The sequence below is a fragment of the Rivularia sp. UHCC 0363 genome (assembly GCF_034931125.1).
Classification (GTDB): Bacteria; Cyanobacteriota; Cyanobacteriia; order Cyanobacteriales; family Nostocaceae; genus Rivularia.
In genome coordinates, this window is record NZ_JAYGHM010000002.1 from 1 (window position 1) to 25,533 (window position 25,533).

The window sequence follows — 25,533 nt, forward strand, 5'->3', positions numbered from 1 at the left end:
ACCTTGGAATTAATATGCAGCACATTTCATTTTTATTTTGATGGGAAGAACATCTCCCCATCAAGTTCTCTCCACCCCACAAGAGTTTTGTAATAATAAATTTCCTACTTCCTCAACTTAAAGCGCACTGGTATTCCATCGGCAGGATAAATCAAAATGTTCTGCTGTAAATCTTCTACAGATGAACGTCCTTTGACTAATTCCCAGTCGAAGTGATGCAGTAATAGTGAGAGCATTACGGTTGCTTCTAACATAGATAGATGCTCTCCCAAGCAACGATGAGAACCCGAGCCAAAATGTATCATTGGCAGTTGAGTGGTTTCCTTGCTTTTATCTAACCAACGTTCCGGCATAAATTCTTCAGGTTTGGGAGAATAAACTTCTGGATCTCTCCCAGCTGCAAGCATTGACCACGATATTATCGTACCGCGAGGAATCACCTGACCTTCGATTGAAAATTCTCGTTCAGCTTCTAATGCAGTTGAGCCAGAAGCGATGGAATAAAGCCGCAAAGTTTCCTTGATAATAGCGCTGATATAGCTTAATTCTTTGAAACTTTCTATATTAATAGCACCTTGATTTTGCCAAACTTGGTCAACAATGCTCTGTGCTTGCTGAAAAACCCTGGGATTTAAAGATAATTCTGCGACTGCAAAGGACAAAGTATGGGCTGTTGTGTCAGTACCGGCTAGCAAAAGTTCAACAGCTTCTCCAATCAGTGATTCCCGATTATATTTTGGTTCTTTAGCAGCTATTTTCACTAACATTGATTCTTGGAACAAAGAACTTACCTTTTCTAAATTGGTGTTGTTTTGTTCTCTTATCTGTAAAGCCAAATCTACACGGGGAGTAATGAACTGATTTATATATTTTTTAGCCGCCCAATAATCTTGTGAATCTTTAGTTGGTAGATACTTTACCCATTTTTTCTGACCTGTAGCTACCCGTAAAAAGCGATAACTTAAGATAGACATTGCTTCGTACACCTTCTTCACATCAAGGGGTGGACCTTCAGGACTAGCGGTTTTTGGGTTCACGGGAATACCCAAGACTATATGGGAAATCACCCTCATTGTTAGTTCTACAAAAAGAGGATCTACCTGAACCTCTTTTGATGACTCAGCTTCCCGAATTTTCTCGATAATTTGTTCGCAGGCTTGACTGATAATTTCTACATATTTGGAAAGACTGCTAGAACTGAATTCGGGATTCCAAGCTTTGCGTCGCCATTGCCACTCAGTTCCTTGTTGACCTAAAAGAATCGGTCCACCGATGTCATTCCAGGCTTTAGTTGCCCGCTCAGCCCTAACTAAACTACCGTCTCTCATTCCATTAACAATGGTGTCTTCGATGACTTTTGGTTTACTCAACACAACAACTGGTTGACTACCCGTCCAGTAAACATACATTGAACCTAGCTGTTTACTCCAATCAAATAATAATTGAAAGTATTTCTTTTGTTTGACTGCTGCTAATATTTGAGGAATATTTCCTAATAGCCAGTGTCTGGGGGGAGAAGGAAGCGATCGCAGAGCATGATAAGCGTTTTTTTGTTTCCACCGCTGCCAGCTAAATATTCCCAATGTACCAGTAACGCCTAAAATTGTGACTAATTGTAAAGATGAGGAAGGAAAAGTAATCTGAGCAGTAATATCCTGGAACATAAATTTTATTTTTTTTAAATAAAAACTTAATTTTATCTAGATTTTACCTTATTAGATATAGATTTATTTATGTTTTTTTTCGTTCCATTCTAATCAATAAAACTTATTGATACTATTGTTTTTTTATTTGCTAAAACTTCCGTATGATAATGAATTTTGCCGCATCAACTAAATAAACAACTTTATTAAGCGCATTTTAATAAAATAAGGATAAATAATATTATTATGGTTATTTAATTGTTTACTTTCCAATGCCCAATTCCCAAATCACTCATTCATATTACGATAAGTAGCGACCGCAGAAGGAGAAATACGGTTGAGATAGCGGAAAATCCAGTATTTAAAAATAGTATCCAGAATTACGGGGAATGTGGCGATAAACAAGAAAATAAATTCGTGATTTGCTGGTAGACCCCAATGACGAGATATACCTTCTAAAATAACTTCCCAACCGTGAGGAGAGTGGAATCCGACGAATATATCGGTAAAGAGAATAATAATGAATGCTTTAGCGCTATCGCTTAAACCATAAACTACATAGTCAATAAATTCTTTTAAAACCGCTATTTCTCGCTTACTAATCACTAAAAAACAGATAAACGCAAACACAGAAATAATGTCAGCAAAAACGTTTTTGATTGCATTGCTGCCGCTTACTTGATATTCCTCAGCAATTTCCAATGCTTTCTCTTTTACTTCTTTCTCTATTTTTTCCTCCATTTCTTGGGGAGGAAGGGCAGGCGCACGACTAATTATAGATTGAAATTTGATTTTTTCTTCAAATCTTTGTAATTCTAATAATGCCTCTTCTTCCATCTCATAGTTGATAAATAATTTAGTCGGTTCGTCGCCTCTAAAATGATTAACAATTGGACTAACTAAAACTATTTTTGATACTTGATGCGTTAAAATAGGTACTATAATTAATAGTAATAAAAATCTTACCGATATAATTGTTCTTCTTTGAGAACTGCGGAATTTTTCCACAACATCCTGCTCGGCATTTGGATCTAGTTCAACCTGTAAACGATTGAATGTATTAAAAATTGAACGAGGTAATACTCCCGTTGCATTCATTTTACCTTTGGGAGGATTAGCCGATTTAATATTATCTAAATCTGCCTTTCTTGCTTGAACTATTTCTGATTCAATACTTGGTATAATTCTAGAATATTGATTAGAAGGTGGAACTATGGATTGGGGTAAAGTTTGTTCTACAATCGGTATCGTATATTTAGCAACTATTTCATCGATGATTCTTAACTTTTCTAAAACAACTTCAGAACTAGGATGTTCAATCTCAAACTTATTTGCTGCTTTTAGATTTGATTCATTAAGTAAGTAACGAGTAGCTTTAAACTCCGTCAATCTCATCCGTACAATTCTTAAAAGTTGTCTGAGATCGGACTCAAAATAATCCATTACACTACTGCTATAAGTAACAGAGTTAATATCTATCTTTTTTCCATTAAAATGTTCATCTTCTATGACCTTAATTTGTAATGCCGCTTTATAAGCTTCATCTAAAGAGCGTTCCTGGGTTCGTAAGTACCACTGGTAAGCCTTCACTAAATATAAGTAAATTTTTTGGCTAACAGAAAATTGGTTCATTTTTAATAGTCATCCAGCTTTTTTTAATGGTTCTTAAAACAGACGTTAACGCTGTTAAATATCTTAACAAAATCATCAGGAGACGGTTTGTGCTAAATCATTCGCTTTGGATTGAAGGTCCTAGCCGTAGTGGTAAGACCGAACGCTTAGTGCAACAATTTTGTATTTGGGTAAACAATGGCGATCAAAATCAAGAAATATTTTATACTACTAACCCATCAAGAAAAAATACCCTGAGCATACCAAAAAGCCTGTACCTACAACATAATGAACTGGGAGCTTTAGTGTTTGCGGCAAATGGGGATAATCGCCGAGAATTGGCAGACAAAATTGTTACTGCTACCTGGGGAAAATATCCGGTCAAAGTAAAAACACCTTTAGGTTTTTTTCAGGATGAAGTAATTTTGTTTTGGCCCCTTTTGATCGAATCGTTGGCATTAAAAGCACAATTTCCGGTGAGATTGCGTCCGGAAACCGAGCAGGAACTAGCAACTAAGCTATGGAATTCTCGATTAGATGAAGAAATTTTGCGTAGTGTCGGGATGAATCAGTCTCGTTTGGTACGCCGTATTCTTGACTTAATGCAGTTAGCAGCTTTAAGCGGAACTAGTTGTGAAGATATTTCTCAAGTTTTGACAAGAGTATCATCACCACAACAAGATAATTTTACTAATTTAGAGCCAGATTTGATTGGATCTTTATTATTAGATTGGCGTAGCTGGTGTTTGGATAAAGGTTTTTTAACTTACGGAATTATTACAGAACTTTACGGTCAAAATTTATTGTCGGACAACAATTATCTTTCTCGACTTAAAAAACGCTATCAAGCAGTTTTAGCGGATGACGTACAGGATTATCCTGCACTGATGCGTCAATTATTTGAGTTGATTCTTGATGATGGTGTCGGAGCGTTTAGTTATAACCCCGATGGAATCATCCGTTTGGGATTGGGAGCAGATCCAAATTACATGGAAGGTTTAGCACAACATTGTCAGAGGGAAACTTTGACTCAGCTACCCGTTTCATCTTTATCCGATTTGCTCTCGAACTCAATGACGCAATTGGTCACAGAACCAATGACACTTTTGAGTTTACCTTTGTCGGTGCAGTCAATTCAAACTACTTCCCGCGCTGCATTATTGCAAGAAACGGCAGAGGTAATCATTAAAACAGTTGAATCCGGGATAGTACAGCCCCAAGAAATCGCCATAATTGCTCCTGGTTTAGACGCGATCGCACGTTATGCTTTGATCGAAAAGTTTACCAAAGCCGGGATTGCGGTTAATTCACTGCAAGATCAGCGTCCTTTAATTAGTTCGCCGATTGTTCGTGCTTTACTAACTTTAATCACATTAGTTTATCCAGGTTTGGGGCGTTTGCTGGATCGAGATGCGATCGCGGAAATGTTGGTGGTATTAAGTCGCAAACCCAATAATCATGAAATTGACCCGGTAAGGGCTGGATTAATTGCAGACTACTGCTTTCAACCGCATCCAGACAACCCCAATTTACTCAGTGTCGATACATTTGAAAGGTGGGATAGATTGGGTTACGCTGCCACAACTGCTTATGGAAAAATATTAAAGTGGTTGGAGCAAGAGCGATCGAATTACGAAAAACGTTTAATTCCCACTCCTGTTTCTTTTCTGTACGGTGCCATTGAATATTTTATCGCTGACGCTGGCTATTCTAACTACGAACAACTCGCTATCCTGCGGCAATTACTGGAAACGGCTCAACATTACTGGGAAATTGATACTAGATTAAATCAGTATGCTTCACCTAAAATTAGCTTGAATTCCTCCCAGTCTTTAGAGGAACGGGAAAAAGAAGCAGTATACAAACAAGATAAAACAAAAACCATCGCCGATTTTATCGGATTGCTGCGAAAAGGAACCGTTACCGCGAGTCCTTATCCCATACGTCCCATCGGACCTTTAGCAAACGCAGTTACATTAGCGACAATATTTCAATACCGTTCCTTGCGTCATTCCCATAGCTGGCATTTTTGGTTAGATGTGGGTTCACCATTGTGGACAAAAGGAGGTGCAGCAACTTTATTTGGTTCGATGTTTTTTTTGCAAGAAAGATTTGCTCAACCTTGGAGTGCAGAAGATGAAAAATCAGCCGAAGACGAGCGATTAGAAAGGATTATTGCGGATTTATTGGCTCGGGTTTCCGACAAAATTTATTTGTGTCACAGCGAGTTAGCAGTAAACGGACAAGAGCAGCTTGGTTCGCTGTTACCTTTGGTGAATGCTTGTGTGGGGGTGGACAATGAGGAGTTAGGAGTTAAGAGTTAGGAGTTATTAATATTGTAGGGTGTGTGACGCAAATTATCTCTATCTTCTTATTGCTCGGATGCATTCTCTTACTGCTTCTGACCTACCATTAAGATAACGAGCGCAAACGTTAGTGTCTAACAAATATTTCACGCAAGTTCTTCCCTTTGTTCAAAATCTCCCTCTGAATCAATAACAATCGGGTCATCTTGACAGCTACCATAAGTTTGTTCAAAAAAACCGGGCGGATATCCTAAATCGGATGGTGTTTGTGTTGTTTCAACTGACTGATAAATTACCATTACTTCTACTTCTTTATCTTTCATTCCCAAGGGAATATCTAAATGTAAAATACCATCTTCCCCTACAAGTTTTTTTAATTTAATACTTTGCATTGTTGATTCTCCTATTGAATTAAATACTTGTTGACCAGTATTAAGATGTTTAAATCTGCTCAAATGCCGCGATCGCTTGTTGTAATTCTCCAGCTTCAGAATTGCTTAAAATTCCAGCAAACTTCGCTAAAGGATGTTCTTGCAGTATTTGAGCGGCTTGCAACTTTTGATACAGAGATGGGTTATTTTCTCGACAAGATTGTTGTAGTTTTTCAAACTCTGCCTCACCTTGCTTTAAGTAGGAATCAATTGATTCTCGGTTAGCAAGATAAAAGGCGATCGCACCATAAACTTGTTCGAGGGAAACTTGCGGAAAGTTTTGAGCAATAGTTTCAGGAGATTCCCCATTTAAAAAGCCGTACAAAATTGAATCTAGAGAAATACGTGTCCCTATAATTGTGTACTTTTCGTTTTGCAGTTCAATATATTGTTTTGATTGAATTGGTGCTACAGTCATGGGATTAATTGTTGCTGTTTATCTAGATATTATAATAAGCAACTCAACTATAAAAAATATAAAGGTGCGTTGCGCTGAAGCGACAACACACCCTACGAAATCACTACAAATAAAAAAAAATTACGTACTTTGTTTCGGTTTCTGATAATAACCCAAAACTTTTTTTACATAATCAGCAGTAAAACCACGATCGCAACCTTGATATTCACCAGTCATCCACCAACAAGCTGTACGACGCACGGCTGCTGTTTCATTATTATTGGTAGCTGCTAATTGTCCTTTTAATTCTCGTTGCGTAATACAGCTAACGACTTGACGAGCTAATTGAGAATTTTTTTCAAACTCTGCTGGTGTAACTTCTTTTTTCAAACAAAATTTTGACCAGCTTTTCAAAGTTTCTGGTTTAACTTGCCATTCGCTGTAATATCCATCATTTGCAGAACCTGTTGGTGCAGCTAATCGCAACGCTTCTACCATTACTGCAACTTGAGTGTTGAGCGATCGCTGTTGTGCTTGTGTGGCGATCGGTAATAGCCCCAATGTAACGATTACACCACTAAGTAGAAATTTCATCGTATTTATCCTAGACAAACACGCATTAGGATACAACATTATTACTGAGATTCCATCTACCGGAAATAGTAGGTTATTTGGGAGCATCCCAATTTCGCACAAAGCCCGCAGCCTATAAGCAGGTGGGTTACGAAAATTGTCAGCCCACGCAGGTGGGCTTCGTTTTTGTAGCCGCACCCTTCTAGGGTGTCGGATAAATTATTTATTCAAATTTGGGATACTCCCGGTTAGTTGCTGTATCAAAACGAGTAACTTTACACAAATCATCTGGTTTCGTAACAAATTCTGTAACCATCTAATCAATTTTCTTGTTTATCGTTTAGATTAGGATAACTTTAGGAGTAATCCCGGAATAAACGGGTAATGTTGTTTAAAGATATACGCGACTATCAAATACTATATCTTTCCCTGTTCCTTGTTTTAGGTATAGGTACGAGAGATTGGACGCTAAAACCGTCGATGATTCTGGTTGTAATTGCGACCAGTTTAGCAACGCAATGGTTTTTGACATTTGCGACTGACACAGAACATGAACATAAAACAAATATTCGCAGTCCTTTAATTACATCGTTGGGAATCAGCTTACTTTTACGAGCCGATTATCCCACCACGATGATTTTTGCTGCTGCAATGGCGATCGCTAGTAAGTTTGTTTTCAAGTTCGGGGATAAGCATTTTTTCAACCCTGCCAATTTTGGCATTATTTCTGCATTAGTACTAACTCCTGACGCTTGGGTGTCTCCAGGACAGTGGGGGGAAGACTGGTGGTATGGAATGCTATTTATCGGCACAGGTGGAATGATTTTGCATCGTATCGGACGCTGGGACACTACGGCAGCTTTTTTAGGGTTTTATGCTTTATTAGAGGCTGTACGCAATTTCTGGCTGAGTTGGACTTGGGATGTTTATTGGCATCGCTTGATGAGTGGTTCTTTATTGCTGTTTGCCTTATTTATGGTAACTGACCCTCGTTCTATCCCCAATTCCCGCATTGGACGGGTAATATGGGCTGCCTGCATTGCCCTAGTTACCTTTATTTTACGAAACAACTTTTATCTTCCCACAGCAGTATTTTGGGCATTATTTGCGATCGCACCGCTGACCGTACTTTTTGACATTCTTTGGAAAGCATCGCGCTTTAAATGGAGCAAATCAGTGAACAGTTATTTAACCTTTGACCTTTAACCTTTAACCTTTGACCTAAATGTATTTTATGAAACTACAACGTTTATTAATTTCAGTATTTCTAGCTTTTGTGATTCTTGTTGGGTTTACTCCTTCTGCTTTGGCTTTTTGTGGTTTTTATGTTGCTAAAGCAGATTCAAAGCTGTATAACAAGGCTTCTCAGATAGTTATTGCCCGTAAAGATAATCGCACGGTGCTGACTATGGCTAATGATTATCAGGGTGATGTGAAAGATTTTGCAATGGTAGTACCCGTTCCGACGGTGTTAAAAGAAGAACAAGTAATTGTAGCCAAACCGAAGATAATTGAACGTTTGGATGCTTTTAGCGCACCTCGATTAGTTGAATATTTTGATGAAGACCCTTGCGCTCCTGTTTACCAAGACCGAGCATTAGAAAATGCACCTATGTCTGCTCCAGCACCAATCACTCAATCAAGAAAAACAAGTAACAGTAATTTGGGTGTGACTGTAGAAGCTCAGTTTAATGTGGGTGAATACGATATTGTGATCTTAAGCGCGAAGGAATCTAAAGGGTTAGAAAGGTGGTTGCGTGGTAATGGTTATCGGATTCCTAGAGGTGCAAAACAGTTGTTAAATCCTTATATTCGTCAACAGATGAAATTCTTTGTTGCTAAAGTCAATTTAGAAAAGTTTGACGAAAACGGCTATCAAAAACTTCGTCCTTTACAAATTTCTTACGAATCTCCTAAGTTTATGCTACCGATTCGTTTAGGAATGGTTAATTCAACATCGGAACAAGATTTAATTGCTTACGTGCTTTCACCAAAAGGACAAACTGAACTCACCAACTACCGCACGGTAAAAGTCCCTTCTGACGTTAATATTCCTGTATATGTTAAAGAAGAATTCGGCGACTTTTATAAATCGATGTTCCAAACTTCCTATACCAAGGAAGACAAAAAGGTTGCGTTTCTAGAATATGCTTGGGATATGGGTAATTGCGACCCTTGTTCTGCTGAACCACTGAATCAAGAAGAGCTTAAAGATGCAGGTGTATTTTGGTTGAATGATTCGAGTGAAATTGCACCTCCTAATTTTCGTCGTCCACCTTCTAGTGACATATTTGTAACTCGTTTACACGTTCGTTATACCCGTGATAAATTCCCTGAAGATTTGATGTTTCAGGAAACTTCCAATCGCGATAATTTCCAAGGACGTTATGTTTTGCAGCATCCTTTTACTGGTGAAACTAATTGTTCTGCGGGTAGACAATATCAAAGGTCTTTACGAAAGCGTTTTGAACAAGAAGCGCAATCTCTCGCTAAATTAACTAATTGGAATATTCAAGATATTCGCAAGAAAATGAAGCTTGAAGGACAAGTAACTATTTCATTGTGGCAAAGTTTTCTTTCTTTGTTGGGAATGTAGAGTCAATTATCAGGTAAGTAAGATAGCGGTTTATTGTTTCAGCTAAATTAATTTAGGAGACGTTGCACTGCAACGTCTCTACATTATCAGCTATTATCTGCGAACAATTTGACCATCAGGACGTTGAACCATTATTTCTGTTAACCGTCGCTTAGCTTGGGGTTCTATGGCGAAAATACGCACGTAGTCGTTGTTATGTTCGACTAAACACGCTTCCAAAGTTGCGATCGCATCTGCCATATCTTCTATTTGATGTCCTGCGTAACTCTTCCAAGAACCTGTGCTGAATCGACGCTGGTCTACGTATTCTATACCGATATGGTTTCCTGAAGCTAAAATTTCCCGCATTTGCTCTAAAGTTTCTAGTGCTACATGGGCTGAAGATACCTGTGCATTATATTGATTACCTTGTGAGGTACCAGTATTAGTCCTTGCAGTATAGTTATCTACTGATGTATGGGGAGCGGGGAACGGAGTCACTGTAGTTGTAGGTGGATAGCGGAAAGTTGAATCGTTATGATAGGTCTTAGTTGGTGGATAATGGAAAGTTGAATCGTTACCTTGTTCGTTGTTATAGGTTTTGGCTGCTGGTGGATAATGGAAAGTTGAGTCGCTACTTTGTTCGCTGTAATGAGGAGCAGCTGTTGGTGGATAATGGAAAGTTGAACCACCTATCTGTTCGGAATATTCAGTGGGTGTGGGTGGATAATGAAAGGTCGAATCAGTACTTTGTTCGTTAATAGGTTCAACTTTAGGTGAATCAAAACCGCTATTTAACTGGTTGGAATATGGTGTTGGTGTGGGTGGATAGCGGAAACTTGAACCGCTACTTTGCTCGCTAGGAGCAAGTTTAGCTGTAGGTGGATAGCGGAAGGTTGAATCACCTTGAAGCTGTTTGTTAGGATATGTAGGTGTAGGTGGATAACGGAAAGTCGAACCGCTATTTTTTTCGTTGGGGTTTTGAATTACGGTTCCCATGACTGGTTGCTTGGTTTTGTAGTCGATTCCAGCTACACGCACATAATCTTCATTATGAGCGACTAGACATCTTTCCAAATCTCCGATCGCATCAGCCATATCATCAATCTCGTGAGTTGAGAATCTTTGCCACTCACCTTTACTGAATTTGTCTTGGTTGGCATATTCTATACTCAGATGGTTCCCCGATGCCAAAATTTTCTGCATATAGCTGAGTATTTCTGGCCCGACATGGGTAATTGCTGTTTGCGTATCATGGCCGAAATTGTTAGGATTTCTACCTTCACTGCGGGTTCTACCTGATTCTAATTGACGATAGGATGGAATTTCGGGTATGTGTACGGCTTCCGCTTGTGTTTGATGGCTGGGTCTTGCGTGGTAAGTCGGTACTGGTTCCCCGTCAAAGTTAGCTGTTGGTCTGGCTTGATACACGGGTGATGCCCCGTCAAAGTTGGCTGTAGGTCTAGCTTGATACACTGATGTCTGGTCAGTGTGCGGGACAAAATGCTTTTGATGCCGTAAAGCACCGCGATTATATTCTTCCACTAAATGCGAATCATCAACGTGTTTTTGCTCGTTGAGCATCAAGTTAGCCATTTCCATCAAATCTGATAAACCTAATTTCGGTTTTTTGAATGATGGAATATTGTTGCTGTTGACTACTTGGGAAGATACTTTATCAACTCCTTTGTTATGGATAAAATGACGAATTTGCTCGTCATAAATTCGCGATCGCAATGCACTATAAAAATCAACTGCTGCATGGGGAAACTGCGAAACCAGCTTTTCTATATCTTGCTTTGAAAAACCATCTTCGCTAAAAATTCCGGCTACAATGCCAATTTTGTCATCTCTATTGGGTTCCCAGTAAAATTTTTCCATTCTCCCATCACGTATCAACGGTGCGTATAAAGTAGAGAAATCGTTCCCGGTGACAATTATTGGAACGCGATGCAAAGGGGTAGAATCATAACTACCTGGTAGCTGTACATCGGTGGGATTATCGGCAATATTCATCAATGTAGCGTTAACTAATTGCGTATTCACCGTGTACTGAGTACCTTCATCAAAACGTCCGGCACCTGCATCCAAATCGTTGATCATTAACACGCACATTTTACCGCGCACTTTGATCAATTCCGCAGTTTCCCGATAGCGCAGCCGAATCAAACGTGCTGGGTCTCCTGCATCCGGACTTTCTAATTCACCACCAGAGATGTGAGTTACTTCCACACCCATTTTTTCAAAAACTAATTCACATTGAAAAGATTTTCCTTCACCCTTACGTCCGTGAATACCTAAAATCAAAGGTACTCGAACATTGGGAAGGTCGAGATAGTTTTTAGTAATGTGAACAGCAAGTTTATCTTCAAAACGCGGAGAAATATAGTAGCTCATGTAATAAAACGATAAATTTAACACTCTCATAACTATGTTAGATTTTTATGGCTACTATTTTTCATGTATTTTTATGTGCTAAGTCCGATAGAGTACTTATAATCGCTATGTTTTTATTTAATTCTTTTTTTCAGCATATCCTCATTATTTCCTGTTCTAGGATGCAAATAGAAAACAAACTATCCTTTATATGTTGCGATCGCGATTGGATGTATGCTATATACAATAAAGTTTCGGACGTATAGCTCAGTTGGTTAGAGCGCTACGTTGACATCGTAGAGGTCACTGGTTCGAATCCAGTTACGTCCATTTTTGCAGGAATAGCTGGGGAATTCAGTTGTGTGACTTTACCCATAACTTTGCCGCAACGGCAAGCTTATGCTTCCAATAGAATGTGGCAAGCTTATGGTTCCAATTATGTTCGATGCATTTAAGTAAGTCGGCTCAAAAAAAACATAACTACATTTCATTTTGTAAACAAGCCCGAATTCCGGTTAGATAGGCTTTTTTGGTTTAGTTTACATTCTGTTACATAGCTCGCGGTTTATTCCCGCTCACTTACTTAAATTACAATTGTATAACTTTTTGATTTTTCACGTTACTTCCTCAAAAATTCTTGTAGCGCCTGCAATTTGTTTTTCCGTGCTTATGATTGAAGTCCTAATTTTCTTCTTACACTAAGTAAAGCATCTCTAACTTGCTTATATCGAAAAAATCCTGGTCGAGAGATTATCTCTGAGACCTTAGCTTCAGTAGGATAAATTCCTTTTTTGTAAAGGTCGATGACTATCTGCTCAACTTCTTCACAACATTCCTGAATATTTTTTTGATAGTTAATTTTCTCGAAATTACTGTACATTAACTAATTATTTGTCACTGTTAACAGATTAGTGTCATGGTTAACAAATTATTGACCAATAGGCACTCTGGATAATTAACATAAAAAATGAATTGTTATGTTCAAAATAAGTACTTAAGCAAAATTATTTGGGTTCGGCTCTTTTGGGAAGACGAAACAACAATTATGCTAACGCCTCCAATCCCTTATTTATCAATACTTCTGGAAGCATTTTTGGCAGACCTACCAAAATCACCTATCAACCAACACTTAAAAGAGAAGGGGGTAGTTGTACCTACAATTGGTGATACGGGGACGGGACGTAGTATTTATTACTCCCGCTCGGAGGTGATGGAATATTGTCTGGGAGTGGGTTTAAATTTTGAGGTGGCTGCTGCAACGGTTAAAAGACTGAAGGATGAGGGACTAGTTTTTACTAGCGATGAGAAAGTCCCTAAACGTTTTATGTTGTGGTGGGATGAGAAAAATGGGAAATTGGGACTTGTGGAGTTTGATTTGCAGATTGCGATCGCATCTCTGGATGAAGGTAAAGCTGTGATTCCCGTGTGGTTAGATGTTATTTATCAGAGGTTAACTAGTAAATTGGCTCATTAAAACTGAAGTCGCACCATACTGTATATTGCGGGCATAGCTTGCTTTTAATGAAAGTGTGTTCACTCTAAATAAAATTTTATGAACTATATTTAAATATTATTATTGCAGCAGTGGATAATACTCCTGTACTCTTGAAAAATATCAATCAATTCATGGCAATGTGATGGTTGAAATGTGAAACTATACTATTAATGCGGCGTAAAAAACGGAATGTCACAGTCTGGACTACTTGAACTAGCACATGAAAAGCTTCACTGGCCAACTCCACAAGAAATTTTGGAGCCATCTGGTGCTGGTCCAAGTGTTTATGCACGAATTGCTAGGGAAAAACTAAGTAGAACTATCAGCAAACTTTCAGATGGTCATGCTGTGCAAATAGGCGTGCTGTCGGCAAATCCTCAAGGTGACTCAACAGAAACACCTATTGCTCTGGTGTGCGACTTTCCCACAGAAGTTTCAGAAGACACACTGAGAAAAACTTATCAACTTGCTTGGAGTTTTTCTCGTACACCATCACTAATTACAACAGAACCTAATCGCTTAAGAATTTGGACGTGCTACGAAGAACCTCCAAAAGAAAAAGATATTATCAAGCCCGTAATTAATGTTTCTAAACGGGAAATTGAGTCATTTAATCAGGTATCTCTTTCAGGTCAAGCTGCTGAAACTTTGCGGTTACACTGGGCTGATTTAGTATCAGGTCAATTTTTTCAAGAACATAGGCAGCGATTTCAACGAAAAAAAGCCGCTGACCAGATGCTATTGAAAAATCTGAAAAGTGTTCGGAAAAAACTTCAAAAAAATGAACTTGATGATGACACAATTCATGATTTATTAGCAAGAATTATTTTCATTCAATTCCTTTTTGACCGTCAAGATTCTGAAGGTAATCCTGCCTTAAATACAACTTTACTGGATTATTTATATAGAATTGGTGAATTATCGACTAAATACTCTCATTTAGCTGACATATTAAGAAATCATAGAGATACTTACCAATTTTTCCGTTGGCTCAACGGCAAGTTCAATGGTGATTTATTCCCAGGTAAAGGTGCTACCGAAGAAGAACGTGAAGCTGAATGGCAAACAGAAGAACAAAAAGTTAAACAACCTCATCTAAATATACTTGCTGATTTTGTCAATGGTGATGTAGACATTGAAACTGGACAATTAAGTCTATGGCCATACTACCATTTTGACGTTATACCTTTAGAGTTTATTAGCAGTATATATGAGGAGTTTGTTAGTAAAGAATCTGGCACAGGAGTTCATTACACACCAGAACATATAGTTGACTTTGTACTAGATGGTGTTTTACCTTGGGATAGTCGGGAATGGGATATCAAGATTCTTGATCCTGCTTGTGGTTCAGGAATTTTTCTAGTTAAAGCATTCCAACGTTTAATTCATAGATGGGAACAAGCTCATCCAAAAACAATTCAGCCAAGTGATTTAAAATATTTACTAGAAAATAATTTATTTGGTGTTGATGTAGATGCACAAGCAGTAAGAGTAGCATCTTTTAGTCTTTATTTAACCATGCTTGATAAAGTTGAACCTCAATATTATTGGGAGAATGAGTTTCGCTTTCCTAGATTACGTGAACGTCAATTAATTGCTGCTGATTTTTTTCAAGAAGATAAAGAAGGTTTTCGTTCTGTTGAAGATGCTGCTAAATATGATTTAGTTGTTGGTAATGCACCCTGGGGTAAAAATTCTATAAAGAAATCTTTATACATAGATTCTTGGAAAAATAGACCTGAAAATCGGAATAAATGGAATACTTCTTATGGTAATATTGGCCTTTTCTTTCTACCAAAAGCTGCTGCTTTAACTAAATTGGGTGGGCAAATCGCAATGATGCAACCTGCAATGGCTTTGATTTTTAATCAAAGTAAACCTGCTCAGATATTCCGTAATACTCTCTTTTCAGATTTCAAAATAGAAGAAATAGTTAATTTGTCTGCATTACGTTTTGGACTTTTTAAAGATGCTATTTCTCCAACTTGTATCATTACTATGTCAGCAATACCTCCTGATGGTGAGCCTTTGACATACATTTGTCCCAAGCCCGTTATGACAAATGAGGATGACTATCATATAGTAATTGAGCCAGATTATATTAATATAATTTACCCACAAGAGGCAATAACAGATCCATTAGTTTGGACAGCTTTAATGTGGGGAGGAAGACGCGATCTGAATCTTGTTAGGAGATTAAGTAGATTTAATAATCTTACACAATTAGAGAATAATAATATTGCTATTACTAGTCAGGGAATAATTAGAGGTACTAATAAACAAAGGTATAATCATCTTTTAAATAGACGAATTTTAGAAACGAAAAATTTCCCAAAAAATAAACTTATTCGTATTAATAAAAATGATTTTCCTATTAATCAAGATCCCTACGCTGAACGAGGAAGATCAACAAAAATAGATGCTTTCAATTTACCACAATTAATAATCAAGCAAAGCTGGCTAGTAGAAAATAAACGATTTAGAGCAGAACTAACTGAATTAGATGGAACTAATGAAGGAATTATTTGCTCTGGTAGCTATGTCAGTGTACACGTTGCCGAAGAAAACTCTTTAATATTAGAAGCAGCTTGTCTGAGCTACAAAAGTAAATTAGCTGTCTATTATCTACTACTTTCAAATGGTCGTTTTGCATCATATATTCCTGAAATAAAACCAAGGGATTTACTGCGTGTGCCAATACCTAAACTATCGGTAGGAGAATTACATAATATAAAAACAATTGATGATATAGATGAGCGCATACGACTAGCTTTTGAATTTAAAGATAGTGAATGGGTGCTAATTAATGATCTATTCAATTACACTCTGCCAGACTTTAAAGGAGATGGTGCTTCTCCAGGACGCAAAAGAACTCACCGTATAGATAATAGTCAATCTCAGAATAATACTGAACCTGAACTTACAGCATATTGTGAGTATTTCTTGCGAGTTCTTAAAGCAGGATTTGGACAAGATAAACAAGTTTGCGCCACCATATTTCAGGAACAAACTAACACTCTTCTTCCTATTCGCTTAGTGGCTATTTATCTTAATAAGCCTGATTCTGAAGGTGTTCATATTAAACATATTGACTCGGCTGTTTTAATGGAACGCTTGGAAAACTTAAATAAGTTGTATCTGGAAAGAGGAAGTATAGAAGATGGTGGTATCTTTTATCAGCGTGTTGCCAGGATTTATGATTCTGTAGAATTGAAAGGGGTGAAAATTCCTACTATTTATTTGATAAAACCTGACAAAATTCGTTATTGGACTCGCTCTATGGCTTTAAGAGATGCTGATGAAGTGGCCGCAGATATTATGACGTGGCGGACAACATTTGATAAAAAATCGTAGCTTATAGAGGAGTCATATAATGGTTAGAAGAGGTAAAACAATTCCAGAATTGCGCTGGAAAGATACACCGGACTTTGTTGAAGTAGCAAAAGGTTGGAGCAATGATGCAATAAAAGTTCTCGTCAAACTTGTCTGGGAAGGATATGATTTGCTGGTTTCTGAAATTCTATCACAAATTAATTGTGATGAAGCAAAGGAGCAGCTAGAAAGAAGCATCACTCAATCTCTTGAGCGCAAAATTCGTAAAAAGATGACGGGAGATGAGCCATTTGATGTTCAACATGAAGTTTACGAAATAGAAAGTAGTCAATCAGCACAAGCACAACCACCACAATATGATATTGCATTTTATCTAATCTCTAATGAGAGGATTATCTGGCCTTTAGAAGCTAAGGTTTTGAAATCAGATGGGGCAGTAGGTGAATATATAAAAGAGATAAAAGACAACTTTATAACTTGCCGATATGCACCCTTTTCTAGTCAAGGAGGAATGCTAGGTTATCTTTTTTCTGGTGATCCTAACAAAGTTTTTAGCAATATTGAAACCAAAGTACCATGCACATTAAATGATCATCCATATTTCCCAAAACGTGACCACAAAACCTCAGATCACCAGCGATTAGTTCCTCCGGGAAAATCATATCCTGCTGAATTTCGCTGTCACCATTTACTATTAAAAATAATTGCTACAGCTACTAATAATATACCTTCAGTATAATCAATTCAAAACTTACTCAAATACCCTTATCTAATTTGTGAATCAAAGTTAAAAGCACTGTGACTGCTGTTAATAGCAAAATCCCTCCCATAGTTATTGCAATGACAGGGGTTAAGCGATTTTGAATAATATAACAATTATTTTGTTAAATTGACAAATAATTAGTTAATGTACAATTCCCTATTCCCTATGACCTAAATAACAATGACAATCCGGTCTTTCAATCAACGAACCGACTAAAGCATTTAAAGCCACAGCCGCTAATAATCCACCACCAAGGGTTCCGATAGTAGTAATATATTCCACGCTCGAATGCATTAATCGACGTTTGGCTGCTGGAGCGTGACTAAAACCGATAGGCATTGCGATAATCAAAGATGGTTTTAATTGACCTTGTTCTATAAGTTCTAAGGCTGACATTAACACTGACGGTGCATAACCAATCACTAAAATACACCCCGGTTTTAGCTGCTTTAACTTATCGAACCATTCTTGATTTTGCCAAAACTTTCTTTCTGCTTCATCAACGCTGTGAATATGAGGGTCGTCAATTAAAGTATTGACTCTTGCACCTAAATGTGCTATCCGTGTATGATCGATCGCCGCTACAACTGGGGAAACATCAGCGACAATTTCGCAATCAGCTTTGAGGTTGTGTCTTGCCGAAATTATGGCACCTTTACTTAATTTGACAAAATTTACCAGACTGACATCGCCACAAGCAAACACCAACTTGGAAAGTAAATCCCTTTCAATTTCGTTTTTCTTTGATAAATCCGGTAATATTTTTTGCAGTGACTCGCTCAAATCTTCAGGCTGAAAGTTACGCGCTGCATCCAAACCATCCCAAAGTTGTTCTAAATCTTGCAATCCAAAAGCTGATTCTATTTCTACCTTTTTTAATTGTTCTAAAGCCTGTAATTGGGTATCCTGGCAATCTTTATCCCGATCTAAAAATTCTTCCAAAGCCGACGCTGTTTGTCGCAACCGCGCTAGCTGTTCTGTCACCGAATTGTACTGTTGCTGCAACTGGTCAGCCAAAGCATCGAAACTCATCACCTCCGGAGAATCCAACAACTCGCGAATATCTTCTAGTTGAAAACCCTGAGATTTCAACGCCAAAATGCGCCGTAATTGCTGCACATCAGCATCAGTATACAGACGATAATTCCCGGAGGAACGTGTTGCTTCTGGTAGTAACCCCAACTGGTGATAATGCCTAACCATCCTGGGAGTTAAACCACCGCCAACAATGAGCGTAAGTTGTTTGATTGTTAGGTGTTTGCTAGTCATTTCTGTATTTTAACTGAAATGATGAATTGGGGAATTGGTAATTGACTCGTTCCCAGCCTAACTCGTTCCCAGCCTCCAGGCTGGGAATGCATTTCCAGAGGCTCCGCCTCTCTTTAATGCTTCCGAAGGCAGAACCTTCTATAATGGTTTCCCAGCCGGAGTCTGGGAACCAGTATTACAGGTTTACAAAATAAAGGGCGGGCAAGATGCCCACCCCGCAAGAGTTATTTTATTTCTAAAAGCATTTCCCCATGCCCAATTTTAATTAATGATGATGGTGATGATGATGAGTAGCTTGCGTGCGATTAACAACTGCTGCTTCTTCTGACAATAAATCTTCGATATGAGAATTTGCCCATTCAGCAGCCATAATCATAAATTCATGATGCTCGTTGACGCAATCCATCTGAATGCAGTTGAGATTTTTGTGCTTTTTCTCAAGGTTATGAATAATGTGATGTACGTCTAAGAGAGTTTCGTGATTTTCGGTAGCAAAGCCGATAGGCATAAATACTAATGCTTTTGCACCTATTTGAATCAAGTTTTTAGCCGCTTGCTCTGCGTTGGGTTGAGTCCATTCAATCAAAGGTGTATCGTGATTGAGCCAACCAACCGAGATTAAGGGATAGCGGTTGATTAATTCTTCGCGGACTAAATCGTAAAGTATCTGAGATTCGGTAATTCCGGAAGTGAATCCTTTAGCTTTGTGAGGACAACCGTGATTCATCAACACGATACCAATTTCCGAAGGGAGATAAGCGTTAGCTAATTCGGCAGATATCTTTTGTTCTACAAGTTTCGCCATCAACTTGACGTATTTGGGTTCGTTGTAGAAAGAAGGAATGTAGCGCTGTGCTTTTACCCAATGCTCGCTACCATTGGATGTTTCGGATAAAGCATTATTAACTTGCTCTAAAGCGATACCGCTGGTGAAGATGGAATCGACTACTAGTAAAGGATAAATCAGAAGTTTATCAAAGCCCTGATTGTGTATTTCTGCTAAAACCTGATTGGGAAGGTGAGGAGCGCAGAAGTTGAAAGCCTTGAAAACCTGTACTTTGTCGCCCCATTTTTCCTGCAATTGTTGTTCAATTCCAGCACGTTGCTTTTCAAAGATGGCGTTGTGGGGTGAAACGAAATTATTGTGTGTATGTCCCCATTCGTGAAGATCGAATATCGCTAGCATCTTTGCTAGAGGCGGATAAATCCAGGTTGGTACTGGCGCGAACTTTGCTGTAAGTAGATTTAAAGCTTGCTCGTTATAGTTGGCAAAATCTTCGTAACTTTCTACTTCACCGTAGCCCATAAGTAATACGGCAACTCGGTTCTGTTCTGGTAGATGCTCTTTGGTATATTCGACTTTTTCTGGTGTAGCTACCACAATTAATTCCTCTATGCAACCTAGATAGAACGTTATATTTTTCCAGTATAGGTAATTATCCCCTACTAGGGGATGAGATGCCTAAAATTATATATTTAGATTTTTAATTACATAACCCTTTATTTTTCGATAGAAAAGTTTACTTTTTGTTTTGAGAGGGAATAGGGAATGGGGAATGGGGAATAGGAAATGGGGAGTGCGGAATGGGGAGTGCGGAATAGGGAATGGGGAATGGGGAATAGGAAATGGGGAGTGGGAAACTACACTTTTACGAAAAACCGGGCTTTTGCATTATTCCTATAAACTATAAAAACAATAAAAAATAATCAAAAATACTTGTTGGTAGTTTGTGGATACTTGTTTTCTAAGTATTTTTCGATTACAAAGTTATATTATTGACTGTTGAAACTGTTAAACGGTTGATTTGTCAATCAGTCAGCTAAAAACCGATGAACATAATTATTTGTCCTGGAATTCACGAATCAAGCTTGACTCAAAGCTTTGTTAGAGGTTTATTAGAAGCAGTTTCTGATGACCTAAATAATCATGACTCAGTAAATATACTTGAATTTAGGGCAAATAATCTATCTGCTTTATCAGGATTTCATATTTGGCAGTTTTTACACGAAAACTTGGGAGATAAGCTAGAATCACCTCTTGTGTTCATCAGTTTTAGTGCTGGTGTCGTAGGAGCGATCGCGGCTGCAAATTTGTGGCAGATTTGCGGAGGTAATGTTAAGGCTTTTATTGCTATAGATGGATGGATGGTACCTACGATCGGTAATTTTCCGATCTATCGGATGAGTCATGATTACTTCACTCACTGGAGTTCTTGTTTGCTCGGTAGCGGTAATAATAACTTTTACGCACAACCCGCAGTAGACCATTTAGAAATGTGGCGATCGCCATCAACTGTCGAAGGATATTGGGTAAGTTCACCATCCGAAGAATCTTTGACATCCCTGAGTGCAGCGGAATTTATCAAAAATATTATTTAAACGTTATGAAGTTAATTAGTCCGGAAATGCTCGAAGAGGAACGGGAGGAGAATTTATAAGTTAGGAGTTAAGAGTGAGGAGTTAGGAATTAAAAATCAAATTTATAACTCTTATTTAATGTGAATTGATTGCTAAGACTACTATCGTTACGTTGATAATTCTAAAACATATAACTCCTAACCTGTAACCCATAACTCCTAACTTTTAACTCCTAACTTTTAACTCCTAACTTACTTTTAACCCCTATTGAAAGAATGTTTCCAACTGAACCTGCTGCTGTAAATAAAGGATTTGGTGCGGTACTCAAAAACCGTAATTTCATGCTGGTCTGGATCGGACAAATTATATGTCAGCTAGCAGACAAAATCTTTTTTGTATTAACAATTGCACTGCTCGAAAAGTACCCGCTTGCAGTAGGAGTAGTTGAAGATGGTAGACGTGCGGATTTGTATCTCGCGTTTACTTTACCGGCGATTCTACTTGGCTCGTTTGGTGGTATTATTGTTGACCGCTTCCCTAAAAAGCCGATTATGATTGGTTCGGATTTAATGCGGGGACTTCTGACGATCGCAATTCCATTTTTACCAAGAGAATTTGTGATTTTATTAGCAATCACTTTTGCTAACTCTGTAATTGTGCAATTTTTCGCGCCAGCAGAGCAAGCAGCTGTACCAATTTTGGTGGAGCGAGAAAATTTGATGGCTGCTAATGCACTATTTACAAGTACTATGATGGGCGCTATCATAATAGGCTTTGCTGTAGGCGACCCTTTATTAAATTTAGGTAAAAGCTGGCTGGGAGAAAGATACGGACAGGAATTTATTGTCGGTGGGTTATATCTAATCTCTACACTAATTAAAGTACCGATAAAGTTAAAAAAACAAAAGTCTACTGTTGAAAGAGAAAAAGTTAATCCGTTAAAAGAATTTAAAGATTGTTTACGCTATCTAAAGAAAAAGCGTTTAATCATGAACGCAATGGTGCAATTGACTGCACTGTATTGTGTTTTTGCTGCCTTAGTTGCATTGTCGATTAGATTGGCGCAAAAATTCGGTTTACAAGAAAAACAATTTGGTTTTTTCCTAGCAGCAGCAGGTGTCGGAATGGTTTTAGGTGCCGGTATTTTAGGTCATTGGGGTGAAAGATTCCATCACAAACCTTTACCTTTATTCGGCTTTTTAAGTATGGCATTTGTGTTAGGGGTATTTACATTTATTCGTAATTTACCTTTAGCTTTAGCATTAAGTGTTTTATTAGGTCTTGGTGCAGCTTTAATTGCGGTACCGATGCAAACATTAATCCAGCAGCAAACACCTCCAGATATGCACGGGAAGATATTCGGTTTTCAAAATCATGCTGTCAATATTGCCTTAACAGCACCACTTTTAATTACTGAAAGATTGACGAATTATTTTGGTTTGCGAAACGTTCTTGTAGGAATGAGCATTATAGTTGCCACTATTGGTGTTTGGGCTTGGCATAATACCCGTAAAGTTTTGAAAGATGTGATTTAATTTGGGGAATTGAGAAAGAAGAATTTATTAGTTTTTAGTTAAGTTGTATATTATGCGTGTAAGTATAAATTACAGTTTATATCTAAACGTAAAGCAATATATATCACAATTACATTTTCATAGAGTACTAGTTTAAATTGAATACACTGGCGGAACCTCACCCCCTTCCCCTCTCCTTGGTAAGGAGAGGGGAGCAATACGGCGGTTTAGTTAGAATTAAGACCAACTATCCCACTCGTGCCAAGTGAAATGTGGTAATTAATATATACAAGTAAAATTCCCAACACTTAGCCAATGCCAGAAATTCAAACTCCAGAAAAAATTTGGATTATTACCGAAGATACATCCTCAATACCAATTCAAGACGATAACCAAGGTAGTCGTGATGGAAGTCGCGATACTGGAGGCAGAATTGGTGGAGGAGATGCGGGAGATATAGTTATAAGAAAAGGTAAAGAAGGAATAGTTATTGCTAAAAGAAAACCTGTAGAGGTAGCAAGGCTTAAAGAAGAGATGAAGGGCTTTTTGCAAGCGATGAGAGAAATGCTTGATGAAGCAGATGAGCCAAGTTCTAAAATGCAGCTTGATGAAGTCGAGTTGTCGGTGGAAATTAATGGGGAAGGACAAATTAGCTTGTTGGGAATTGGTGGTGGAAAGGCTGGAGGTAAAGGTGCAATGACTTTTAAGTTTAAGCGGAAGTAAAGGCGGATAATTGGAACGCAAGATGGGAAAAAATTGGGCGATCGCGATCGGCATTAACAACTACGATAATCTCCAACCGCTCAAATATGCTCAGCGAGATGCTGAGGTGATGCAGCATTGGTTTGAGGAAGCCGGATTTGATGAAGTTTTTCTGTTTACCGAAAATTCTCCTAAGATTCCCGCTAACCCTGCGATCGCAACTCAACCTACCCACGCTCGTTTTTTGCGATTTTTAAATGTTCAGTTTGAAGAACCTTTATTGCAACCAGAAGATAATCTCTGGTTTTTCTTTGCTGGGCATGGTATTAGATTTAAAGACCAAGATTATTTGATGTTCTTGGATAGCGACCCTCAAGCGGTGGATAAAACTGCAATCTCGGTTGACTATGTAGTGCAAAGATTGCGTCGCTGCGGTGCCGATAATGTAGTTTTGTTAATTGATGCTTGTCGTGACGAAGGTAGTCGCAGTGGGTTGGGAATTGGGGGAGAACATAAGGGAGTAATTACTTTTTATTCCTGTACTGCGAATCAACCTTCTTGGGAAATTGATGAGTTGCAGCATGGTGCGTTTACTCATACGCTGTTAGAAGGTTTGCAGTTACAGGGTGAGTTTAATTGCGCTACGGTTGAGCGTCTTGACCAATATTTACGTCATAATGTCCCGGAGGTAAATTCTAGATATGGGAAAAAGCTACAGAATCCTTATTTAAAAGCAGAACCACCTTACAAGATGTATTTTATCTTGTTAAAGCAAGTTGCAAGACTTCAAGATGTGCTTTTGTTGAAGAATCAAGCATATCAAGCTGAAAACAAAGATTTGTTGTTAGCAAAGCAATTGTGGAAAAGAGTTGTAGCTGCTGTGGGTTATGACTCAGAGGCTTTTGATGCGATTGAAAGGATTGCTGTATGTATTAATCGTAGTGGGAGAGATGTTATTAATCCTAGTGAGCAATATGCTGTAGTTAACCCTAGCGAGCAAGATGCTGTCCTTACGGACACGCTACGCGAACGCACTACAACAAATTCCAAACCCAATATTTCAATTACTCAGCCAGTAACTTCGTCACGAGAAGACATATCAACTCAAGAAACTCAGCTACCAACTTTCCAATTTGATGTAATAACGGTAAATAAACAAGGTGAGGAAGTTAACCGAGAAAAACGCCGAGCCGAATATTTTTCTGAAGATTTAGGAGATGGTGTCAACTTGGATATGGTTTACATCCCTACTGGTAAATTTATGATGGGTTCGCCAGAAGGGCAAGGAAATAACAAAGAAAAACCGCAACATGAAGTAACTGTTCCAGAAATTTTCATGGGTAAATACCCTGTGACTCAAGCACAATGGCGAAAAATTGCTGTTTTACCTAAAATTAACCGTGATTTAGAAACAAATCCATCTATGTCTAGACGAGACAACTGTCCTGTCGAATACGTTTCTTGGGACGATACGGTTGAATTTTGTGCCAGATTATCAAAGCATACGGGTAAGCAATATCGTCTTCCCAGTGAAGCAGAATGGGAATATGCTTGTCGTGGTGGTACTACTGCTACTACTACATTTCATTTTGGCGAAACTATTACTGGTCAATTAGCAAATTACAATGCAAGCAAAACTTTTGTTGATGAACCTAAAGAAGAATATCGTGAACAAACCACTCCAGTAGGACACTTTCCGCCTAACGCTTTTGGTTTATACGATATGCACGGGAACGTTTGGGAATGGTGTCTTGATAATTGGCATGATAACTATGATGGAGCGCCGATAGATGGTAGTGCATGGATAGATAGTGATAATTCTTCTAAAGTACTGCGGGGCGGTTCTTGGGTCAACTATCCTGTACTCTGCCGTTCTGCGTCTCGCTACTTCTATTATTCCCGCGATTTCAATGTCAACATTATTGGTTTTCGTGTGGTGTGTGCCGTCGGGAGGATTCTTCAGTAGCCCTTTATACTTTTCCTCTTTTTTCTTTACCCTTCCTTTTCTGTCGCCTCAAGGCGACTCGATTTTTTAAAATAAAGTTAGTAGGTTGTGTTAGACACGAAAACCTAATTTTGTTTGTAATAAAAATCTTTATTTATCGTGTCGTAACCCAATATTAACTAGCGAATATTTCACAATACTATCCACAATCATGATGTTGGGTTACGGTTCAAATATAGATT

The 25,533-nt window shown here is 38.3% G+C and carries 19 protein-coding genes, 1 tRNA gene and 1 pseudogene; 11 read left to right on the plus strand and 10 right to left on the minus strand.

Translation table 11 applies throughout. The features are described from left to right. Positions 1-104: 104 nt before the first annotated feature. Positions 105-1,664, minus strand: coding sequence for a cytochrome P450 (locus VB797_RS01235; protein ID WP_323235806.1), 1,560 nt, complete (start codon positions 1,662-1,664; stop codon positions 105-107). 267 nt (positions 1,665-1,931) lie between these two features. After that, positions 1,932-3,275, minus strand: a complete 1,344-nt coding sequence (locus tag VB797_RS01240; RefSeq protein ID WP_323235807.1) for a proton extrusion protein PcxA — start codon at positions 3,273-3,275, stop codon at positions 1,932-1,934. An 89-nt stretch (positions 3,276-3,364) separates the two neighbouring features. Between VB797_RS01240 and VB797_RS01245 the strand changes: the two genes are divergently transcribed. Then, positions 3,365-5,578 (plus strand): recombinase family protein, encoded by a 2,214-nt coding sequence (locus VB797_RS01245; protein ID WP_323235808.1) that lies wholly within the window; start codon positions 3,365-3,367, stop codon positions 5,576-5,578. A gap of 128 nt (positions 5,579-5,706) precedes the next feature. On the opposite strand, the gene VB797_RS01250 is transcribed toward VB797_RS01245, so the two are convergent. The 3 genes from VB797_RS01250 to VB797_RS01260 all read right to left on the minus strand — a co-directional run bounded on the left by VB797_RS01250 (position 5,707) and on the right by VB797_RS01260 (position 6,982). After that, a complete protein-coding gene (locus tag VB797_RS01250; RefSeq protein ID WP_323235809.1) occupies positions 5,707-5,952 on the minus strand; it encodes a hypothetical protein in 246 nt (81 codons plus the stop codon). A gap of 49 nt (positions 5,953-6,001) precedes the next feature. After that, positions 6,002-6,409, minus strand: coding sequence for a DUF433 domain-containing protein (locus tag VB797_RS01255; protein ID WP_323235810.1), 408 nt, complete (start codon positions 6,407-6,409; stop codon positions 6,002-6,004). A gap of 120 nt (positions 6,410-6,529) precedes the next feature. Next, the gene (locus VB797_RS01260) at positions 6,530-6,982 is read right to left on the minus strand and encodes a hypothetical protein (RefSeq protein ID WP_323235811.1); all 453 of its coding nucleotides are present in this window, start codon (positions 6,980-6,982) and stop codon (positions 6,530-6,532) included. Between the two features lie 363 nt (positions 6,983-7,345). On the opposite strand from VB797_RS01260, the gene VB797_RS01265 reads away from it, so the two are divergent. Both VB797_RS01265 and VB797_RS01270 read left to right on the plus strand, forming a co-directional pair. Further along, positions 7,346-8,167, plus strand: coding sequence for an RnfABCDGE type electron transport complex subunit D (locus VB797_RS01265; protein ID WP_323235812.1), 822 nt, complete (start codon positions 7,346-7,348; stop codon positions 8,165-8,167). 28 nt (positions 8,168-8,195) lie between these two features. Then, positions 8,196-9,557, plus strand: a complete 1,362-nt coding sequence (locus VB797_RS01270; RefSeq protein ID WP_323235813.1) for a DUF2330 domain-containing protein — start codon at positions 8,196-8,198, stop codon at positions 9,555-9,557. Between the two features lie 93 nt (positions 9,558-9,650). Here the strand turns inward: VB797_RS01270 and VB797_RS01275 are convergent, their stop codons facing one another. Continuing rightward, complete coding sequence (locus tag VB797_RS01275) at positions 9,651-11,081, minus strand: ribulose bisphosphate carboxylase small subunit (RefSeq protein WP_323235994.1); 1,431 nt, start codon at positions 11,079-11,081, stop codon at positions 9,651-9,653. After that, positions 11,061-11,933: pseudogene (locus tag VB797_RS01280) on the minus strand (AAA family ATPase); the annotation flags it as partial. The pseudogene VB797_RS01280 and the gene VB797_RS01275, both read right to left, overlap by 21 nt. 235 nt (positions 11,934-12,168) lie before the next feature. Between VB797_RS01280 and VB797_RS01285 the strand changes: the two are divergent. After that, positions 12,169-12,242 (plus strand) — tRNA-Val (locus VB797_RS01285). A gap of 337 nt (positions 12,243-12,579) precedes the next feature. On the opposite strand, the gene VB797_RS01290 is transcribed toward VB797_RS01285, so the two are convergent. Then, a complete protein-coding gene (locus tag VB797_RS01290) occupies positions 12,580-12,792 on the minus strand; it encodes a hypothetical protein (protein WP_323235814.1) in 213 nt (70 codons plus the stop codon). A 165-nt stretch (positions 12,793-12,957) separates the two neighbouring features. On the opposite strand from VB797_RS01290, the gene VB797_RS01295 reads away from it, so the two are divergent. The 3 genes from VB797_RS01295 to VB797_RS01305 all read left to right on the plus strand — a co-directional run bounded on the left by VB797_RS01295 (position 12,958) and on the right by VB797_RS01305 (position 17,479). Next, positions 12,958-13,386, plus strand: coding sequence for a MerR family transcriptional regulator (locus VB797_RS01295; protein WP_323235815.1), 429 nt, complete (start codon positions 12,958-12,960; stop codon positions 13,384-13,386). 210 nt (positions 13,387-13,596) lie between these two features. After that, the gene (locus VB797_RS01300) at positions 13,597-16,761 is read left to right on the plus strand and encodes an HsdM family class I SAM-dependent methyltransferase (protein ID WP_323235816.1); all 3,165 of its coding nucleotides are present in this window, start codon (positions 13,597-13,599) and stop codon (positions 16,759-16,761) included. A 19-nt stretch (positions 16,762-16,780) separates the two neighbouring features. Further along, positions 16,781-17,479 (plus strand): hypothetical protein, encoded by a 699-nt coding sequence (locus VB797_RS01305; protein WP_323235817.1) that lies wholly within the window; start codon positions 16,781-16,783, stop codon positions 17,477-17,479. A gap of 180 nt (positions 17,480-17,659) precedes the next feature. Here the strand turns inward: VB797_RS01305 and VB797_RS01310 are convergent, their stop codons facing one another. Beyond that, positions 17,660-18,772, minus strand: a complete 1,113-nt coding sequence (locus VB797_RS01310) for a precorrin-8X methylmutase (RefSeq protein WP_323235818.1) — start codon at positions 18,770-18,772, stop codon at positions 17,660-17,662. Positions 18,773-19,037: 265 nt separating this feature from the next. Continuing rightward, the gene (locus VB797_RS01315) at positions 19,038-20,153 is read right to left on the minus strand and encodes a ferrochelatase (protein ID WP_323235819.1); all 1,116 of its coding nucleotides are present in this window, start codon (positions 20,151-20,153) and stop codon (positions 19,038-19,040) included. Positions 20,154-20,602: 449 nt separating this feature from the next. Between VB797_RS01315 and VB797_RS01320 the strand changes: the two genes are divergently transcribed. The 4 genes from VB797_RS01320 (at position 20,603) to VB797_RS01335 (ending at position 25,312) form a co-directional block, all read left to right on the plus strand. Then, a complete protein-coding gene (locus tag VB797_RS01320) occupies positions 20,603-21,151 on the plus strand; it encodes a hypothetical protein (protein WP_323235820.1) in 549 nt (182 codons plus the stop codon). 254 nt (positions 21,152-21,405) lie between these two features. Next, positions 21,406-22,665, plus strand: a complete 1,260-nt coding sequence (locus tag VB797_RS01325; protein ID WP_323235821.1) for an MFS transporter — start codon at positions 21,406-21,408, stop codon at positions 22,663-22,665. A gap of 294 nt (positions 22,666-22,959) precedes the next feature. After that, positions 22,960-23,367, plus strand: a complete 408-nt coding sequence (locus VB797_RS01330) for a hypothetical protein (RefSeq protein ID WP_323235822.1) — start codon at positions 22,960-22,962, stop codon at positions 23,365-23,367. Between the two features lie 22 nt (positions 23,368-23,389). Next, the gene (locus VB797_RS01335; RefSeq protein WP_323235823.1) at positions 23,390-25,312 is read left to right on the plus strand and encodes an SUMF1/EgtB/PvdO family nonheme iron enzyme; all 1,923 of its coding nucleotides are present in this window, start codon (positions 23,390-23,392) and stop codon (positions 25,310-25,312) included. Positions 25,313-25,533 lie beyond the last annotated feature (221 nt).

Bases quoted from the DNA above. Each gene is read 5' to 3' on its own strand.
- VB797_RS01265 (WP_323235812.1), top strand. From the start codon at position 7,346: ATGTTGTTTAAAGATATACGCGACTATCAAATACTATATCTTTCCCTG.
- VB797_RS01250 (WP_323235809.1), bottom strand. From the start codon at position 5,952: ATGCAAAGTATTAAATTAAAAAAACTTGTAGGGGAAGATGGTATTTTA.
- VB797_RS01320 (WP_323235820.1), top strand. From the start codon at position 20,603: ATGAACATAATTATTTGTCCTGGAATTCACGAATCAAGCTTGACTCAA.
- VB797_RS01270 (WP_323235813.1), top strand. From the start codon at position 8,196: ATGAAACTACAACGTTTATTAATTTCAGTATTTCTAGCTTTTGTGATT.
- VB797_RS01235 (WP_323235806.1), bottom strand. From the start codon at position 1,664: ATGTTCCAGGATATTACTGCTCAGATTACTTTTCCTTCCTCATCTTTA.
- VB797_RS01260 (WP_323235811.1), bottom strand. From the start codon at position 6,982: ATGAAATTTCTACTTAGTGGTGTAATCGTTACATTGGGGCTATTACCG.
- VB797_RS01255 (WP_323235810.1), bottom strand. From the start codon at position 6,409: ATGACTGTAGCACCAATTCAATCAAAACAATATATTGAACTGCAAAAC.
- VB797_RS01335 (WP_323235823.1), top strand. From the start codon at position 23,390: ATGGGAAAAAATTGGGCGATCGCGATCGGCATTAACAACTACGATAAT.
- VB797_RS01325 (WP_323235821.1), top strand. From the start codon at position 21,406: ATGTTTCCAACTGAACCTGCTGCTGTAAATAAAGGATTTGGTGCGGTA.
- VB797_RS01330 (WP_323235822.1), top strand. From the start codon at position 22,960: ATGCCAGAAATTCAAACTCCAGAAAAAATTTGGATTATTACCGAAGAT.
- VB797_RS01305 (WP_323235817.1), top strand. From the start codon at position 16,781: ATGGTTAGAAGAGGTAAAACAATTCCAGAATTGCGCTGGAAAGATACA.
- VB797_RS01300 (WP_323235816.1), top strand. From the start codon at position 13,597: ATGTCACAGTCTGGACTACTTGAACTAGCACATGAAAAGCTTCACTGG.
- VB797_RS01240 (WP_323235807.1), bottom strand. From the start codon at position 3,275: ATGAACCAATTTTCTGTTAGCCAAAAAATTTACTTATATTTAGTGAAG.
- VB797_RS01295 (WP_323235815.1), top strand. From the start codon at position 12,958: ATGCTAACGCCTCCAATCCCTTATTTATCAATACTTCTGGAAGCATTT.
- VB797_RS01310 (WP_323235818.1), bottom strand. From the start codon at position 18,772: ATGACTAGCAAACACCTAACAATCAAACAACTTACGCTCATTGTTGGC.
- VB797_RS01290 (WP_323235814.1), bottom strand. From the start codon at position 12,792: ATGTACAGTAATTTCGAGAAAATTAACTATCAAAAAAATATTCAGGAA.